Source organism: Bauldia sp. (genome assembly GCF_965232525.1).
Lineage (GTDB): Bacteria > Pseudomonadota > Alphaproteobacteria > Rhizobiales > Kaistiaceae > Bauldia.
The window spans coordinates 834,311-851,715 of record NZ_OZ246980.1; the positions used below are offsets into that span (position 1 = coordinate 834,311).

Consider the following 17,405-nt stretch of genomic DNA (forward strand, 5'->3'; position numbering starts at 1 on the left):
GGCGATTCGTTGTCGCTCGCGGCCCGGTGCGGTATGAAGTTGGCATAGGTGTCGCCGGTTCCTTTGCCGGCAAACAGCGATACGGCCCCGTAGCTCAGCAGGATAGAGCATCAGATTCCTAATCTGAGGGTCACAGGTTCGAATCCTGTCGGGGTCGCCACTTTGCCGCAACCAGTCACGCCCAAATCGCGCATTCGCTTGACATTCGGGTGCCGCCAACCACACTGCGGCGCCGCGAAACAGGCGTTCACGAAGAGGGCGAGCCGTGCCGACCGTCATTGTCACCGGAGCCGCGATGGGGATTGGCGAAGCGGTGGCCCGCCGCCTGGCGGCGGACGGAGCCGATCTGGTGCTGGTCGACATTGCCGACGACCCGCTTCGCCGGCTCACCGAGGAGCTTCGGCAGGGCGGGGCGAAGGTGGAAACCGTCGTCGGTTCGGTGGCCGATGCGGCAGTCGGCCGGCAGGCCGCGGATGTCGCGATCGACACCTTCGGCGGCCTCGACGGCGTGTCCCACAACGCCGGTATCCAGCGCTACGGCACCGCGGTTTCGACCTCCGACGAAGCCTGGCACGAAGTTCTCGAGGTCAACCTGTCGAGCGGCTTCTATCTCGCCAACGCAACGGTTCCTTATCTGCTCAAATCCCGCGGCGCGATCGTCTTCATGGCTTCGGTTCAGGGCATGGCGACCCAGACCAACGTCGCCGCCTACACCGCCTCCAAGCATGGATTGATCGGGCTGATGAAATCGATCGCCGTCGACTATGCCGGCGACGGCGTCCGTTCGAACGCGGTGGCACCGGGATCGGTCGATACGCCGATGCTGCGCAACGCCGTAGCGCTCGCCGACGACGAGGAGGCAGTGTGGGAGACAATCCGCGACATGCACCCCGTTGGCCGACCGGCACGGCCGGAGGAGGTGGCCAACGTGGTGCGCTTCCTGTTGTCGGACGAGGCGTCGTTTGTGACCGGCGAAGTGATCCGGGTCGATGGCGGCCTGATGACCATCCTCGGCGGATCGCCGAAGCGTAGTGAGGATTGAGCATGTCTCGCGTCATGACCCCGACCATCATCGAACGGGTCGTCACCAACATCGACTGGCCGGCGGAGCATTGGGCCCGGCTTGAGACGGCGCTGCGACCGGCGACGCTCACTCGTGTCGACGCCGGCGACGGCAACGCGCTGATGACCGCCCTGCAAGACGCTGACGTCGCCTTGGTTGACACCAGGATCGACCCGGCCGCGCTCGCCGGCACACGTCTGCGCTGGGTCCATGGGGACCGCTCCGGGCTCGATGCCATAGCGACACCTGCTGTCCTCGACAGCGGCGTCATCATCACCAGCTCAGCCGGCCGCTCGGCGCCCGTGCTCGCCGAACATGCCCTGTTCTTCATGCTCGCACTCGCCTACCGGGCCTCGTCGTTTTTCATCGCGCAGCGTAGTCGGCAATGGGGAATTGATGGAATGTGGGCTTTACGCGGCCTTTACGGCCGCACCATCGGCATCGTCGGTTTGGGGCATGTGGGCGCCGCCCTAGCGGTGCGCGCCAAGGCGCTCGGCATGCACGTCCTCGGCTTTCGACGGAGCGAGGACGTACCGGACGGAGTCGACGAGCTCTTTTCGGAAGCGCGCGGCGAAACCATCGCCCCGTTGCTACAGCGCTCGGATTTTCTGGTTCTGACCCTGCCGCTGACCGACCGGACCGAACGGCTGATCGGCGAAGCCGAGCTCAAGGCGATGAAACCCGGTGCCTATCTGATCAACGTGGCCCGCGGCGCCATCGTCGACGAGGCGGCACTAATCGCCGCGTTGGAGGCCCGCACCCTCGGGGGCGCCGGTCTCGATGTGTTCACCCAGGAGCCGCTCCCAACCGACAGTCGGTTGTGGCGCGCACCGAACACGATCATCACGCCGCATTTCACGCCGCTGATGCCCGATCGGGCCGACCGAGTGCTCGAGATCATCCTCGACAATATCGAACGCTACCGCCGCGGGGCGCCGCTCAGAAACCGGCTCACCAGTGACGATATCTATTCCGGCGGCGACAAAGCCTCTGCCGCGCGCCCTTAGCGGTTCTTGCCCTATACCGCCTCGACCGCGGCCGCCGACACCGGCTGGTCGGGGCGAGGCGTCCTCACACCCCTTGCCGCCGCGCCGGCAACCGGCTACGGCCATGGCCATGAGCGATCAGGACACACCGGCGGCGATCGTCGTCATGGGCGTCTCCGGTAGCGGCAAGACCGTGGTCGGCGAAGCCCTCGCCGAGCAGTTCGGCTGGCGACTGCTCGAGGCCGACGACTTCCACCCCCAGGCCAATGTCGACAAGATGGCCTCCGGCATTCCCCTCGGCGATGCCGACCGCTGGCCCTGGCTCGATGCCATCGGAACCGCGATCCGTGACACTGACGGCGGTGTCATCGCCACCTGCTCGGCGCTCCGCCGGGTCTACCGCGAGCGACTGGCGGAGGCCGCCGGGCGGCCGATCACCTTCCTGTTCCTCGACGGTGCCCGCGAAACCCTCGCCAGCCGCATCGGCGGCCGCACCGGCCACTTCATGCCGGCGAGCCTGCTCGACAGCCAATTCGCTACTCTCGAGCCACCCGACGCCGACGAGCCGGCGATCCGCTTATCGGTCGAGCCGCCGGTGGCAACGGTCGTCGCCAACGCCCGCGACGCCCTGGCCGCGCGCGGCCTGATCCCCGAGCCGACAAAGAACGCCTAACCGCGCAGCCAGCGGGACCGCACCGTATCGGCATCGGCGGTGCGGAAGCCGAGACGGGCGAGCGGGTCGCGGACCGCGGTCACCAGAGCCGCGTTGTCGGGCGCCCGGCGGCCATCGGGGCGGGCGATGTTGTTCTCGAACCCGACCCGGACATCGCCACCGAGCAGCGCTCCGCTGGTCACACAGGCCGCTTCCCGGGGACCGAAAGCGCACACCATGAAGTCGGACAACTGCCCCTTGGCGGCGGTGATCAGCGGCAGGAGATCGATGGGCCGCGAGTCGGCGGCACTGCTATAGCGGCCGAGTACGTAGAGCACGGGTGGCGCCTCGTGGGGCACGATCCCGCGGGCCATCATCGCCACGAGCCGGGCGATGTCCTCGGAGTCGTAGAGGATGAACTGGGCCACGATCTTTTCCCGAGCGAGAACCGCGAGGAAGGCGGCAAAGGCTGTCTCCCGGGCGCTGTCCGGGCAGAGTTCGCGGAGCGCAAGCGACACCGCCTCGGGGCGCACCTGGCCGACCACCGCGATCTGATGCTCCGGCTGGTAGCGGCCGCCGGCCTCGGTGCTGATTTGGACGATCATCCGGTCGCCGACCGCGTCGCGTACGGCGCGGATCGCCGCCTTGTAGAGGTCGGCGTCGAGAACGTGGGCGCCACTGTCGTCGCGGACATGGAGGTGGATCATCGCCGCGCCGGCATCGAGGCACGACGTGGCGGTTGCCGCGAGATCGGCGGCGGTCAGCGGCAGCCCGGGGTGATCGGCCCGCGTGCGCCGCGCGCCGTTCGGGGCCACGGCCAGGAGCACCGGCCGTCCGGTGAGGGCCGTCGGATCAGCCATGGTGAGAGACGATTGTCCGTCGCCGCATGAAAAAGACTTCCGTGCCCCAACTTCGCGAAACCAAGGCTATCCTGTCAGAGCCCATAGAACAGCAGAAAACAGTAACAGCCGCCGGGCCTTGTTGTATTGTTCGCTCTGTGCCGCCGGGATTGCGGCAAATCTGCGGGCCACCGGCGAAGACCTTGGGAGCGACAGCATGAACGCGACGAATGCAGAGGCCGTGCGGCTCGCCGTTGACGGCTTCTATACCGCCCTGAACGCGATGTTCAGAGGCGATCTCGGCCCGATGGATGCGGTCTGGTCGCACGCCGACGACGTCACCTATCTCGGCCCCGGCGGTGATTTCCGGGTCGGTTGGAACGAAGTGCTGAAAAGCTGGCAGGAGCAGGCCGAGATGCGGCTCGGTGGCGCGGTCGCCCCGGTGGACATTCACGTGAATGCCGGGGCCACAATCGCGGTGGTGCAGAACCGCGAAGTCGGCGAGACGGCGCATTCGCCTGACAAACCGGCAAAGGTCTCGCTCCGGGCGACCAACATCTTTCGGAAGGAGGGCGATGCCTGGAAGATGATCAGCCACCACGCCGACCGCCTCGCGTACATCCCCGAATGACCGTGTCGCCTGCCAAAGCAAGGGGGGCGCCGCCCGCGCAGCCGTGACGCGCAAGATCATCTTCGACACCGATCCCGGCCAGGACGACGCGGTGGCGATCCTGGTGGCGCTCGCATCGCCGGAGGAGCTCGACGTCCTCGGCCTCGTAACCGTCGCCGGCAATGTCGGCGTCGCGCTGACCTCCCGCAACGCGCGCCAGATCGTCGAGCTCGCCGGGCGATCCGACGTGCCGGTGTTCGCCGGCTGCGACCGGCCGACCCGACGCGCTTCGATCACCGGCTCGCACGTCCATGGCGAGGGCGGCCTCAACGGCCCCGACCTGCCGCCGCCGACAACGCCGCTCAGGCCCGAGCACGGTGTCGATTTCATCATCGAAACGCTGGCCGCCCATGAACCCGGCACGGTGACGCTCTGCACGCTCGGCCCGCTGACCAACGTCGCCACCGCTCTCGAGCGCGCGCCGGATGTGGTGCGCCGCGCCGAGGCCATCGTCATGATGGGCGGTGGCTATTTCGAGGTCGGCAACATCACCCCGGTCGCCGAATTCAACATCTATTTCGACCCCGAAGCGGCCGATGCCCTATTCCGCAGCGGCATCCCCATCGTCATGCATCCCCTCGACGTGACCCATGGTGTCCTGAACACTCCGGCCCGCCTCGACCGCTTTGCCGGACTCGGCAATCGCACCGGTAAGGCGGTTGCCGAGATGCTGCGCTTCTCTGAGACCTTCGATCTCGCCAAGTACGGCTGGCACGGGGCACCGCTTCACGATCCCTGCGTGACCGCCTGGCTGCTCCGTCCCGATCTGTTCCAGACGCGCGCCGTCAATGTCACCATCGAGACGACAAGCGAACTCACCATGGGGATGACTGTCGTCGACTACTGGCAGGTCACCGACCGGCCGCATAACGCGACCTTCGTCCGCTCGGTCGATGCTACCGGCTTTTACGACCTACTCGCCGAGCGCCTGGCGCGGTTGCCCTAGCCGGCTCGCGCGACGGGCCCATGGGCAGAAACGGAAAGGGCCGGCCCGAAGGCCGACCCTTTCGACGAACCCGGCCCAGCACCGGGCCTCACTACTCGGATCGTAGCCGTACCACCCGTGCTTCCACTGCAGCCGGTTGAACCGGCGCTGCGAACACGTAGCGGCTCGCGGCCATGAGAAACTGGCGAACGCATCCGTCGGCGTCATCCCAATCCGCGGCGTTCAAGACTTTTGCCGTAACGGCGGCTGCTGCAGCTTTGGACATGACCCCTCCTGATGTCGGACTGGCGGGACGACCCCGCCGCCCTTTTATCTAGGCGGAGGCTGACCTCATGTCTGTGACCGGCGTCACAACTAGGACGGCGGTCGCGATCGGCTCAGCGTTCGCGGAAGGTGTGCTTGAACTGGTCGCCCAGCGGTTTGACCAGATAAGAGAGCACCGTGCGGTCTCCGGTGGCAATGAAGACCTCGACAGGCATGCCGGGAACCAACTTGTCGCCGAGCTCCGAGAAAGCCTCGTCCGGCATCTCGATCCGCGCCATGTAGAAGCCCTGGCCGGTCCGCTCGTCCATGACGATATCCGGCGAGATGGTCTCGACGGTGCCGTCGAACTCCGGCGTCGCCTGCTGGCCGAAGGCGGTGAAGCGCAGATTCGCCAACTGTTGCGGATGGACGCGATCGACCTCGGCCGGATTGACCTGTGCCTCGACGACCAGCAGATCGTCCTCCGGCACCACCAGCATGATCTGCTCGCCTGGTCCGATGACACCACCGACCGTATGGACGGCGAGCTGGTAGATCGTGCCGCTGATCGGCGCCCGGATGTTCTCGCGGCGCAGCTGATCCTCAGCCGCGATCTTGCGTTCGGTCAGTTCGTTGATCCGTGAGCCGGCGTCGGCGAGTTCGCGCGAGACCTCACTGCGAAGGTCCTGGTCGACCTGCAGGATTTGCAACTCGGCCTGGGCGATTTCCGCGCCGATCTGCGCATGCGCGGCAATAAGCTGGCCAAGCTGCCCGTCAAGCTGGGCCGCACGGCGGTTGGCGTCGGTCGTCCGATCGCTGCCGACCAGATCCTTTTCCTTCAGGCCGGTCAGCCGGTCGACCTCCTCCTTGGTGAGGTCAATCTGGCGGCGAACCGCCTTCTCCTGCGCCTCGACACCCACCAACTGCTGCTGCAGTTCGGCGATCTTCTTCCGCAACTGGTTCTGCTGGCCCTCGCGGGCGGTCCGGCGAAGCTCGAATGCCTTGGTTTCGATGGAAACGACCTCGGCGACCTCGGGCTCGTCCATCCGGTCGGTCAGGCTCGCCGGGTAGGTGATCGAATCAGCGCCCTCGCGCTCCGCCTCGAGGCGCGCCTTGCGGGCAACCGCCTCGTCGAGGCCCTTGGTGACGATAGCGAGATTGGCGGCCGAAAGCGTCGGGTCGAGCTTGATCAGAAGATCGCCGGCCTTCACCTTGGAGCCGTCCCGGACGTGAATCTCTATGACGGTGCCGCCGTCCTGATGCTGCACCTTCTTGACGTTGCCGCTGACCACCAGGCGGCCGCCGGCAACCACGGCGGACGAGAAGTCAATGGTCGCGGCGAGACCGCCGACGCCGAACACCAGGGTCAGCGCGGCCAGCCCACCGACCAGCACGTGGCGGCGGATGCCGGAACTCACCTTCTTCTTGTGAGGGTGGTCCTCTTTCGGCGCCGGTAGCGCCTTTTGTTCGCTCATGTCGCGGGTTCCTCTTCCGGCTCTTCCTGCCGGTCCTTGATCGCAGGCGCGGTCCCCGACTTCAGCACCTTACGCAATACATCCTCTTTCTGGCCAAATGCGGCCATGCCGCCATTGATCATCGCCAGTGCCATGTCGACGCCCTCCAGCGCGCTGGGGCGATGGGCCACCACAATAGCTATGCCGCCGCGCTGGCGAATCAAGCGGATCGCCTGTGTCAGGGCCGCATCGCCTTCGGCGTCGAGGTTGGAGTTCGGTTCGTCGAGCACCACCAGGAACGGGTCGCGGTAGAGCGCCCGCGCCAGCGCCACCCGCTGGCGCTGCCCCGCGGAAAGCGCCGCGCCGCCTTCGCCGATGTCGGTCGAATAGCCGTCCGGAAGCCGCAGGATCAGGTCGTGGACCCCGGCCGCCTGCGCAGCCTCCACCACAAGCTCCGGATCGGCATCGGGTTCGAAGCGCGAGATGTTCTGGGCCACCGTTCCGGCGAAGAGCTCCACGTCCTGGGGCAGGTAGCCGATGTGCCGGCCCAGCGTGTCCGGGTTCCATTGTTCGAGCGCCGCGCCGTCGAGGCGGACCCGGCCGCGCGCCGGCGCCCAGGCGCCGATGATGACCCGCACCAGCGAGGATTTGCCGGCGCCGCTCGGGCCAATGACGCCAAGGGCGCTACCGGCGTCGAGGTTGAAGGAGACATCGACCACCGACGGCCGCGAGGTGCCGGGCGGAACCACTGCGAGGTTCTCGACCGACAGGCCGGCCTTGGGGTCCGGCAGCGGCATCGGCTCCTCGGTATCCGGGAACTGGGCCAGGAGCCGCGTCAGGCGCGACCAGGCCTGGCGGCTGGCGACGAAGCCGCGCCAGTTGGAGACCAGTTGCTCGACCGGCTGCAGGGCGCGCGCGCTGAGGATCGACGCGGCGATGATGATGCCGAAGGACGCACCGTGCTCGATCACCAGATAGGCGCCGAGCCCCAGCACCGCCGATTGGAACATCATTCGGAAGATCTTGGACGCACCGGCGAAACCGCCAGACGTCTCCAGCACCTTGAGGTGGCTGGCCTCGTAGATACGATTGACCTCGCCCCAGCGTTCGGCCAGCCGGCCGGCCATGCCGAGCGAGCGCAGCACCTCCGCGTTGCGGCGGCCGGCCTCGATCATGGCGTAGCGCTCGCTTCCCTTTTCCGAGGCATTGAGGCTCGCCTTGCGGACCGTCAGGTCGGTGGCAAGGGTCAGGAAGAAAATCACCACTGCGCCGAAGATCGTCGCGTAGCCGATCAGCGGATCGATCAGGAAGCAGATCAGGATTTGCAGCGGCAGGAACGGCATGTCGGCGAAGGCCGCCGGGCCGCCGGAAGAGATGAAGTTGCGGATCTGGTCGAGGTCGCGCAAGGGCTGGAGCCCGTCGCCGGGAAGCGCATTGCGCAGCGGCATGGTGACCACCGCCTTGAACACCTTGGGATGGACTACCTCGTCCACATAGGCGCCAACCCGCACCAGGATGCGCTGGCGGACCTGATCGAAGAAGCCGAGCATGATGTAGAGGAACGCGGCGATTGCAGCCAGGCCAAGCAGCGTCGGGATGCTCTGGCTCGGCACGACGCGATCGTAGATCTGCAGCATGAACAGCGGCCCGGTCAGGGTCAGGATGTTCATGATGCCGCTGAAGGCGACGATGCCGATCAGCGCGCGCCGACAATCATAAATCGCTGAAGCAAGCTCCGACCGCCCGGAGACGTCTGGTTCTTTCATTTTTGAAGCCACCGGGGGTTGGGTCCTCGATCCTCAAAAGCGATCAAAGGACGAAGTCTATGGCACCCGAGTGTGAGGAAAATCAATGAAAAGAAAAAAATAGCTATGATCCGGGTCACAGGCGCTTAACGATAGTCTCGCTTTGTCGTGAGCGGAGACCTGAAAAAGCAGTGACCTGACCAATCACTTTACGCAGACCGGCGCCCTTCGGCTCGCGATTCTTTCTTGTAAAACAATCTGTTAGACATTCCGTCCGCAAAACTACACCTTCACGGTACGACACAATCCTATGAGGCCAACCACCGGCCGGACCGGCGTTCGGTAGAGAACGCCGTCGACCGGCTCCGGCATCGTCTCGCCGACAAAGTCCCCAGATCTGGTGGGCTTCCCACGGGCGACCGTGATCGAAGATCGGACGCCGGTGCGGCGAATTCGGTCATGAGGGGGGTGGCAAATGTCGGAGTCCAGCCACTAGGATCGGGCCATGACCGACGGCGAGGCATTCGACGGACCCGGCATTGCCCGGGCGCTCGTTGACGACGCGGAGACTGCGGCTCTCGCCACCCTGGGTGACGATGGCGCGCCGTTCGCGTCGTTGGTGACGGTCGCCACCACCGCGCGACGCGAGCCGACACTGCTGCTCTCGGACCTCGCCGTGCACACCCGCAACCTTAAGCGTGACGCCCGCGCGTCCCTGTTGTTCACGATACCCAATGACGATGACACCGATCCGCTGACCCGGGCGCGCCTCACCGTGACCGGGACGATCGCCCCCGACCCGGACACCGCCTCACGCGACCGGTTTCTCCAGCGCCACTCGGAAGCGGCGGGCTACGCCGACTTCGGCGATTTCGCCTTCTACCGGCTGACGGTCGACCGAGGCCACCTGGTCGCCGGCTTTGGCCGCATCGTCGAGGTCAGTCGGGCGGACCTGCTGACGTCTCCGGTCGCCACATAAGAAAACGGCCGACGCGAAAAACGCCGGCCGTCTCGAATCCTGCATCAAGTGGGTTGGCGACTACCCGGCCGCTTCGGCCGCCTCGGGCTTATCGGCCGGCTTGTCCTGCTTGATCTCTTCGCCGGTCTCCTGGTCCACCACCTTCATGGACAGGCGAACCTTGCCGCGCTCGTCGAAGCCGAGCAGTTTGACCCACACCTTGTCGCCTTCCTTGATCACGTCGGTGGTCTTGGCGACCCGGCCCTGGGTCAGTTGCGAGATATGGACCAGCCCGTCGCGGGCGCCGAAGAAGTTGACGAAGGCGCCGAAGTCGACGGTCTTCACCACCGTTCCCTGATAGATCATGCCGACTTCCGGCTCGGCGGTGATCGACTTGATCCAGTTGAGCGCGGCGGTGATCGCCTTGCCGTCCGAGGACGCGACCTTCACCGTGCCATCGTCGGAGATGTCGATCTTGGCGCCGGTCTTTTCGACGATCTCGCGGATCACCTTGCCGCCGGTGCCGATCACGTCACGAATCTTGTCGGTCGGGATATTGATGACCTCGATCCGCGGCGCGTATTCGCCGAGCTCGGTACGGGCTTCCGGCAGCGCCTTGGACATCTCGCCGAGGATGTGCAACCGGCCCTCCTTGGCCTGATCGAGGGCGATCTTCATGATCTCCTGGGTGATGCCGGTGATCTTGATGTCCATCTGCAGCGAGGTGACACCTTCCGAGCTACCGGCGACCTTGAAGTCCATATCGCCGAGATGGTCCTCGTCGCCGAGGATGTCGGAGAGCACCGCGAACTGATCGTCTTCCTTGATCAGGCCCATGGCGATGCCGGCCACCGGCCGCTTGAGCGGCACGCCGGCGTCCATCAGCGACAGCGACGTGCCGCAGACCGTCGCCATCGACGACGAACCGTTGGATTCGGTCACTTCCGAGACCACCCGCAGTGTGTAAGGGAACTCGTGGTGAGCCGGCAGAATCGGCCGTACTGCCCGCCAGGCAAGCTTGCCGTGACCGATCTCGCGACGACCCGGCGAGCCCATGCGACCGGTCTCGCCCACCGAATAGGGCGGGAAATTGTAGTGCAGCATGAAGGTTTCCTTGTAGGTCCCCTCCAGCGCGTCGATGAACTGCTCGTCGTCGCCGGTGCCCAGCGTCGCCACCGCCAGCGCCTGGGTTTCGCCGCGGGTGAACAGGGCCGACCCGTGGGTCCGGGGCAGCAGGCCGACCTCGGCGACGATCGGGCGAACGGTCCTGACGTCGCGGCCGTCGATGCGAATGCCACGGCTCAGAATGTCGCCACGGACGATCGTCTTCTCGAGCTTCTTGAACATGGCGCCGACAAGCTGCGGGGTCGGCCCGTCCTCGGCGCCTTCCGGCGCCAGCTCGGCGAGAAGCTTGTCGCGGACGGCACTGATCGCCGCGTGCCGCTCGGTCTTGACCGGCAGCGCATAGGCGACGCGCAGATCGTTTTCGGCGATGCCGCGGACCTGCTCGTAGAGGGCGGAATGGTCGTCGACGGTGAGGTCGCGCGGCTCCTTGGCGGCGCGCTCGGCGAGGCGGATGATCGCGTCGATCACCGGCTGGAAGCCCTCATGACCGGCCATCACGGCCCCGAGCATCACGTCCTCGGAGAGCTCATAGGCTTCCGACTCGACCATCAGCACCGCGTCGGCCGTGCCGGCGACCACCAGATCGAGCTTCGATTCGGTCATCTCGTCGATCTGCGGGTTGAGGACGTAGTTGCCGTCGATGTAGCCGACGCGGGCGCCGCCGATCGGGCCCATGAACGGCAGTCCCGACAGGGTCAGCGCGGCGGAGGCCGCGACCATCGCGACGATGTCGGGATCGTTCTCCAGGTCGTGGCTGAGCACGGTCAGCACCACCTGGGTCTCGCATTTATAGCCGTCGGCGAACAACGGACGGATCGGCCGGTCGATCAGACGCGACGTCAGCGTTTCCTTTTCGCTTGGCCGGCCCTCGCGTTTGAAAAAGCCGCCGGGGATCTTGCCGGCGGCGAATGTCTTTTCCTGGTAGTTCACGGTGAGCGGGAAGAAGTCGATCCCCGGGCGCTCCTCGCGAGCGCCGACGACCGTGGCGAGCACCGAGGTCTCGCCATAGGTGGCGAGGACGGCACCGTCAGCCTGCCGGGCTATCCGGCCGGTTTCGAGTACCAGCGGCCGACCGGCCCACTCGATTTCCTCGCGTTGAATGTCAAACATGGTTCATCCTTTTGTCTATCGCGGTGAGGCGAAGGCGAGCCATGGACAAGACGGCAAGAGGCTCTCGCAGATGTGGGCGAAAGCATCTGGCGATCCTGCCATGGCTCCTTTCGGTCACGCGTGTCGGTGCGGCGGCCCCATGCCGCCGCACGCCGGCGCCTTAGCGCCGCAGGCCGAGCCGACCGATCAGTTCGCGATAGCGGCTTGAATCGACATTGTTGAGATAGTCGAGAAGCCGGCGACGCTGGCTGACGAGCTTCAGGAGGCCCCGCCGGGAATGGTTGTCCTTGGCGTGGGATTTGAAGTGCTCGGTGAGGTTGGCGATCCGTTCGGAAAGGATCGCGATTTGCACCTCCGCCGATCCGGTGTCACCGGGGCGGGTGGCGTATTCAGTGATGAGCGCCTGCTTGCGCTCCGGCGTAATCGACATCGGATATCCTTTCAGTTGAGCCGGCATTGTCCTGCCGGCGGGAACGGCCGGTGCCGGGATGTCGTCCAGCACGGTCGGAAAAAAACGGCATTCGCTTCGTCACTATTGGTGCGAAACGCGTGTCGCGGGCGGACTATTAGCCGAATTCCTCGGCCAATACCAGCGAAATGCTTGACCCTCAGATAGCCGGTCCCTCTGCGGTTTCAAGAGCATCACCCCCCTCCCTAACCCTCCCCCGTAAAGGGGGGGGGACGCGGTTCCATCGTGATCACCGATCGTTGACAATCAGGCAGCCTTGCCGAAGACACGTCTCGTCATAAACCGCCGCCCCTCTCCACCCTTGCGGGGGAGACGGCGGAGCTTGGCGCCGCGCAGCGCGCCGTAGCGAAGCCAGAGGGGGGTAAGGCCACCTGACATCGGCCGAGTGACGCGGCGAAGTCATCCTACTCCAGCGAAAACTCAGCCCCGAAACACCCGTTTCGGCTGGAACTCGCCCCCCTCGATCTCGCCGATCGCAATGGTCTGCCCGGCCTCGGTCGCCTGCGCGGGGCCGGCGGGCGGCAGCGTCGCGCCACGGATCAGGATCGACCGCCCGCGCATAATGTCGGCCGCCTCGTTACGGCTGACCGCGACCTCAGGCAGCCCGCCAAGCGCCGTACCGAGCGGCATCAGGAACTGATCGAGGTCGGTCGCCGGACCGTCCTCGCGCGCCGCGATCAGGTCGTCGATGGTCACTGCCTCGTCCTCGACGAACGGACCGACCGCGCAGCGCCGGAGCACGGTGACATGCCCGCAGGTGCCGAGCGCGTGGCCGAGATCGCGGGCGAGCGCCCGGACATAGGTCCCCTTGCCGCACGCAGCCTCGAACACCGCGTGATCGCGATCCGGGCAATCGACCAGGACCAGCCGGTCGATGGTCACCGGCCGTTCCTCGAGTTCGACCGCCTCCCCCTCCCGGGCGAGGTCATAGGCGCGGTTGCCTGCCACCTTGATCGCCGAAAACGCCGGCGGCCGCTGCATGATCTCACCGGTGAAGTCGCCGAGCGCGGCCGCGATCGCCGACTGGTCCGGCCGCAGGTCCGACGTGGACGTCACCGTACCGTCGGCATCGTCGGTGTCGGTTTCGGCCCCCCAGGCGACGGTGAAGCGATAGAGCTTGGTGCTGTCCTGAACGAACGGCACCGTCTTGGTGGCGTCACCGAGCGCGATCGGCAGGATGCCCGAGGCGAGCGGATCGAGGGTGCCGGCATGGCCGACCTTGGCCGCGTCGAACAGCCGTTTGACGGAGCCAACCGCCGCGGTCGAGGTCTGGCCGACCGCCTTGTCGAGGCACAACCAGCCCGAGACGGGCCGACCCTTGCGTTTACGGCGCGCCATCGTCAGTCGTCCGGATCGAGGTCGCGCTTGACCGAGGGGTCGCGGAGCAGGGCGTCGATCTTGCCGCCTTCGTCAAACGAGCGATCGAGGCGGAAGCGCAGATCAGGGGCGTAGCGCAGATTAACCCGGCGGGCGATGTCGCCGCGCAGGAATTTGCGATTGCGCGCGAAGGCCGCGACCACATCCTCGCCGCCGACGCCGCCCAGCGGCATGACGAACACCGTTGCGATCTTCAGGTCCGGGCTCATCCGAACCTCGGGGACGGTGATGATGTACCCCTCGAGCGCGGGGTCGTGAACCTCGCCGCGCTGGAGGATGTCGGCGAGCGCATGGCGGATGAGTTCGCCGACCCGAAGCTGACGCTGTGAGGGGGCAGAGCTGCCGGAGTGTTTATCGGTCCTCAACGTCGGAGGAGCCTTCCGCAAGTATCCGTCGGACAGCCTTCTCGGCTCGGATCTCTATCTTGTCGTCCATAGCCTCACGAACGAAGGCAGTCAGCGTACGCAATTGCCCATTGTGTTCACTTAGCTGGCTTTGAAGCCGCAGCAACTGAACCCTCAAGTCGCGATTGTCTTCCCGCAGTCTTTGAACCGACTGCTCAAGTTTGACGACGTTGCGCGCGAAATCAAACGCCCGTCTCGGTGTCAGCCACTCCGGCCAAAAGCCGCCGGACCGCTCAGGGTCGGGCGTTTCAGCCACCGACCAATGCCTCCAGGTCGGCCTGAAGCCGTCGTTGGTCCGCGTCTATCATACGACTTGTGTGATCAAACAATCTCGACGCGCGACCATTGTCAACGATGGCTTCTTCTGCTGCCTGGTTCGATCTTTCGAGGCTTCGGAGCGCCGCCAGCATCACATCATCAATCGCAAACGTATTGCTCTCCAAAGCTGTCGCGACGTCGGAATCCTGAGCATTGGCGAGGAACCCAGTGATGATCTCCACGCCTTCCTCCTCCTTAGGCTCCCCCGTCTTTTCGGCACCTAAGGTCTCGCCAATCGAGGCAATTCGCCGTTCGAGAACTTCCAGCACTTGCGAGACTTCGGCCAATTGTTGGTCTGGCGGCTCGCCGGGTGCGCTCGAAACCACAAGATGACTAAGTGGAAACTCTTCCGTGCGAGGCCCGCCATCCTCCCCGAAGATCGCGCGAAGGATCTTCTCCTCAGCGGTTTCCCGCGCACGAGGATCATTCGCACGACCGAGATAGCGTTTGGATTGCGCCATGGGCCTCACTCCACTACAGCGTCCGGGCGATCTCCTCGACCCGGTAGCACTCGATCACGTCGCCGGCGCGCATGTCCTGATAGTTCTCGAACGCCATGCCGCATTCCTGTCCGGCCTGGACCTCACGCACTTCGTCCTTGAAGCGCTTGAGCGTCGAGAGCTTGCCCTCGTGGATGACCACGTCGTCGCGGATCAGGCGCACGCCCGAACCGCGCTCGACCACACCGTCGGTGACCCGGCAGCCGGCGACCTTGCCGACCTTGGAGATGTTGAAGATCTCCAAAATCTCGGCGTTGCCCAGCATCGTCTCGCGACGCTCCGGCGACAGCATGCCCGACATCGCCGCTTTGACGTCGTCGACCAGGTCGTAGATGACGTTGTAGTAGCGGATCTCGATGCCCTCGGCTTCCGCTGCGTTGCGGGCTTGCGCATTGGCCCGCACGTTGAAGCCGATGATCGCCGCGTTCGAGGTCGCCGCCAGCGTGACGTCCGACTCGGTGACGCCACCGACGCCGGCATGGATGACCTGTGCCATCACCTCGTCGGTGCCGAGCGCGGCAAGCGCCTGGGAAATCGCCTCGACGGAACCCTGAACGTCGCCCTTGATCACCAAGGGGAACACCTTCTGACCGGCGGTCTGAAGCTGGCTCATCATATCGGTCAGCGAGCCGCGCGATCCGGTCAGGCGGGCCTGCGCCTTCTCGCGCTTCTGGCGGGCGCGGTACTCGGTCACCTCGCGGGCGCGGGCTTCCGAATCGACCACCGCGAACCGGTCGCCCGCCTCAGGCGCACCCTGGAAGCCCAGCACCTCGACCGGCATCGCCGGGTCCGCCTCGTCGACCGACTCGCCATGGTCGTCGACCAGCGCCCGCACCTTGCCCCATTCGGAGCCGGCGACCAGGATGTCACCGACATGGAGCGTGCCGCGCTGCACGAGCACGGTCGCCACCGGTCCACGGCCGCGGTCGAGCTTGGCCTCGACTACCGTACCCTCGGCCTCGCGATCGGGATTGGCCTTGAGCTCCAGCAGTTCGGCCTGCAGCAGCACCGTCTCAAGCAGCTTGTCGAGATTGGTCTTCTCGGTCGCCGACACCTCGACGTCGAGCACCTCGCCACCCATCGATTCGACGAACACCTCATGCTGGAGGAGTTCGGTCCGGACCCGGTTCGGATCGGCGTCGGATTTATCGATCTTGTTGACGGCGACGATGATCGGCACCTCGGCGGCCTTGGCGTGATTGATCGCCTCGATGGTTTGCGGCATGACGCCGTCGTCGGCGGCCACCACCAGGATGACGATGTCGGTCACCTTGGCGCCCCGGGCGCGCATAGCGGTGAACGCCGCGTGGCCGGGGGTGTCGATGAAGGTGATCTTCTGACCGCCCTGCTCGACCTGATAGGCGCCGATGTGCTGGGTGATGCCGCCGGCTTCGCCGGACACCACATTGGCCGCGCGAACCGCATCGAGCAGCGACGTCTTGCCGTGATCGACATGGCCCATGATGGTAACCACCGGCGGCCGTGGCCTGAGATCGCCATCGTCGTCGGCCGCCGTGAACAGGCCTTCCTCGACGTCCGATTCCGCCACGCGGCGCACCGTGTGACCCATCTCCTCGGCGATCAGCTGGGCGGTGTCGCCGTCGATCACGTCGTTGGCCTTGACCAGTTGCCCCTGCTTCATCAGGAGCTTGATCACCTCGACGACACGCTCCGCCATGCGGTTGGCGAGCTCCTGGATGGTGATCGTCTCCGGGATCACCACGTCGCGCACCACCTTCTCGCGCGGCGTCTGCTCGTGAGACCGCGCCCGCTCGCGCTCGCGGCGGCGGCGGATCGAGGCGAGCGAACGCGCGCGCTCGGTATCGTCGAGCGCGTTCGAGAGCGTGAGTTTGCCGCGGCGGCGCTCCTCGGTCCGCTTGACCGGGCGCGGCTCCGCCGGCGGCTTGGTCTTGACCCGACCGCGCAGCGCACCGGGCCGTTCGTCCTCGGCCTCGGTCTTACCGGTACGGCTGCGACCGGCCGGCTGCTCGGCCGCCGGCGGCGCGGGCTCTTCGCCCAGCCGGCGACGCGCGGTGTCCTCGGCCCGGGCGCGGGCGGCCTCTTCGGTCTTGCGGCGCTCGTCTTCCTCGGCCTGACGCCGTTCCGCTTCCTCGCGTTCCGAAGCCAGCTGCGCTTCCTCGGCGGCGCGGCGCTTGGCATCTTCCTCGGCGACGCGCCGTTCCTCGGCCTCGCGCACCTTGGCATCGGCCAGCGCCTTGGCCCGTGCGTCGATCTCGTCGTCGGATAGCTGGCGAAGCACCAGACCGGCGGTCGGCTCATTGGCCGGCGCTTCGGCGACCGGCGCCTCGGCGACTACGGTCTCGGCCTCGACGGGCGCCCGCGCCGGTGCGGGGGCTTCCGCCTTGGTCTCGGTCGGCATGACGATCCGACGCTTCTTGCGCTCGACCTGAACGGTGTTCGTCCGGCCATGCGAAAAGCTCTGCCGAACGGTATCGCGCTCGACATTGCCGCGCTTCAGCGTCAGCGTCTTTTTCGGGGCGACGGATATGGTCTTCTCGCCGCTATTTCTGGTCTCAGTCATTGAA

General features: G+C 66.0%; 17 protein-coding genes and 1 tRNA gene. 7 read left to right on the plus strand and 11 right to left on the minus strand.

Going from position 1 to position 17,405, the window contains the following annotated elements:
* The first annotated feature begins 83 nt into the window (after positions 1-83).
* The 4 genes from ACO076_RS03960 (at position 84) to ACO076_RS03975 (ending at position 2,722) form a co-directional block, all read left to right on the plus strand.
* Positions 84-160: transfer RNA gene (locus tag ACO076_RS03960), tRNA-Arg, on the plus strand.
* A gap of 105 nt (positions 161-265) precedes the next feature.
* On the plus strand, positions 266-1,042 hold the full coding sequence (locus ACO076_RS03965) for an SDR family NAD(P)-dependent oxidoreductase (RefSeq protein ID WP_421725434.1): 777 nt from the start codon (positions 266-268) through the stop codon (positions 1,040-1,042).
* 2 nt (positions 1,043-1,044) lie between these two features.
* Entirely contained in the window at positions 1,045-2,070 is a 1,026-nt protein-coding gene (locus ACO076_RS03970; protein WP_421725435.1) for a D-2-hydroxyacid dehydrogenase, read from the plus strand.
* Positions 2,071-2,179: 109 nt separating this feature from the next.
* Positions 2,180-2,722 (plus strand): gluconokinase, encoded by a 543-nt coding sequence (locus ACO076_RS03975; RefSeq protein WP_421725436.1) that lies wholly within the window; start codon positions 2,180-2,182, stop codon positions 2,720-2,722.
* Here ACO076_RS03975 and ACO076_RS03980 read toward each other — a convergent pair.
* Entirely contained in the window at positions 2,719-3,561 is an 843-nt protein-coding gene (locus tag ACO076_RS03980; protein WP_421725437.1) for a 3-keto-5-aminohexanoate cleavage protein, read from the minus strand. The two genes, ACO076_RS03975 and ACO076_RS03980, sit on opposite strands and share 4 nt — an antisense overlap.
* On the opposite strand from ACO076_RS03980, the gene ACO076_RS03985 reads away from it, so the two are divergent.
* Both ACO076_RS03985 and ACO076_RS03990 read left to right on the plus strand, forming a co-directional pair.
* A complete protein-coding gene (locus ACO076_RS03985; protein ID WP_421725438.1) occupies positions 3,560-4,171 on the plus strand; it encodes a YybH family protein in 612 nt (203 codons plus the stop codon). The two genes, ACO076_RS03980 and ACO076_RS03985, sit on opposite strands and share 2 nt — an antisense overlap.
* A 43-nt stretch (positions 4,172-4,214) precedes the next feature.
* Positions 4,215-5,156: a nucleoside hydrolase gene (locus tag ACO076_RS03990; RefSeq protein WP_421725439.1), complete on the plus strand. Its 942-nt coding sequence runs from the start codon at positions 4,215-4,217 to the stop codon at positions 5,154-5,156.
* A gap of 91 nt (positions 5,157-5,247) precedes the next feature.
* Here the strand turns inward: ACO076_RS03990 and ACO076_RS03995 are convergent, their stop codons facing one another.
* From ACO076_RS03995 to ACO076_RS04005, 3 genes are all read right to left on the minus strand, one after another.
* The gene (locus tag ACO076_RS03995) at positions 5,248-5,421 is read right to left on the minus strand and encodes a hypothetical protein (protein WP_421725440.1); all 174 of its coding nucleotides are present in this window, start codon (positions 5,419-5,421) and stop codon (positions 5,248-5,250) included.
* A 112-nt stretch (positions 5,422-5,533) separates the two neighbouring features.
* A complete protein-coding gene (locus ACO076_RS04000) occupies positions 5,534-6,874 on the minus strand; it encodes an HlyD family type I secretion periplasmic adaptor subunit (protein ID WP_421725441.1) in 1,341 nt (446 codons plus the stop codon).
* On the minus strand, positions 6,871-8,619 hold the full coding sequence (locus ACO076_RS04005; RefSeq protein WP_421725442.1) for a type I secretion system permease/ATPase: 1,749 nt from the start codon (positions 8,617-8,619) through the stop codon (positions 6,871-6,873). Before ACO076_RS04005 ends, ACO076_RS04000 begins: the two co-directional genes overlap by 4 nt.
* Positions 8,620-9,103: 484 nt before the next feature.
* Between ACO076_RS04005 and ACO076_RS04010 the strand changes: the two genes are divergently transcribed.
* Complete coding sequence (locus ACO076_RS04010; protein WP_421725443.1) at positions 9,104-9,577, plus strand: HugZ family protein; 474 nt, start codon at positions 9,104-9,106, stop codon at positions 9,575-9,577.
* 60 nt (positions 9,578-9,637) lie between these two features.
* Here the strand turns inward: ACO076_RS04010 and pnp are convergent, their stop codons facing one another.
* The 7 genes from pnp to infB all read right to left on the minus strand — a co-directional run bounded on the left by pnp (position 9,638) and on the right by infB (position 17,401).
* Positions 9,638-11,791: a polyribonucleotide nucleotidyltransferase gene (pnp, locus tag ACO076_RS04015; protein WP_421725444.1), complete on the minus strand. Its 2,154-nt coding sequence runs from the start codon at positions 11,789-11,791 to the stop codon at positions 9,638-9,640.
* 160 nt (positions 11,792-11,951) lie between these two features.
* On the minus strand, positions 11,952-12,221 hold the full coding sequence (gene rpsO, locus ACO076_RS04020; protein WP_421725445.1) for a 30S ribosomal protein S15: 270 nt from the start codon (positions 12,219-12,221) through the stop codon (positions 11,952-11,954).
* A 459-nt stretch (positions 12,222-12,680) separates the two neighbouring features.
* Positions 12,681-13,598: a tRNA pseudouridine(55) synthase TruB gene (gene truB, locus ACO076_RS04025; RefSeq protein ID WP_421725446.1), complete on the minus strand. Its 918-nt coding sequence runs from the start codon at positions 13,596-13,598 to the stop codon at positions 12,681-12,683.
* Between the two features lie 2 nt (positions 13,599-13,600).
* Positions 13,601-14,002 carry a 30S ribosome-binding factor RbfA gene (rbfA, locus tag ACO076_RS04030; RefSeq protein ID WP_421725447.1) on the minus strand — a complete coding sequence of 134 codons (402 nt, stop codon included), beginning with the start codon at positions 14,000-14,002 and terminating at the stop codon, positions 13,601-13,603.
* A complete protein-coding gene (locus ACO076_RS04035) occupies positions 13,989-14,297 on the minus strand; it encodes a hypothetical protein (RefSeq protein ID WP_421725448.1) in 309 nt (102 codons plus the stop codon). The genes rbfA and ACO076_RS04035 overlap by 14 nt, the downstream gene beginning before the upstream one ends.
* Positions 14,290-14,820, minus strand: coding sequence for a hypothetical protein (locus ACO076_RS04040; protein ID WP_421725449.1), 531 nt, complete (start codon positions 14,818-14,820; stop codon positions 14,290-14,292). The genes ACO076_RS04035 and ACO076_RS04040 overlap by 8 nt, the downstream gene beginning before the upstream one ends.
* A gap of 13 nt (positions 14,821-14,833) precedes the next feature.
* Positions 14,834-17,401 (minus strand): translation initiation factor IF-2, encoded by a 2,568-nt coding sequence (gene infB, locus ACO076_RS04045; RefSeq protein ID WP_421725450.1) that lies wholly within the window; start codon positions 17,399-17,401, stop codon positions 14,834-14,836.
* Positions 17,402-17,405: the final 4 nt, after the last annotated feature.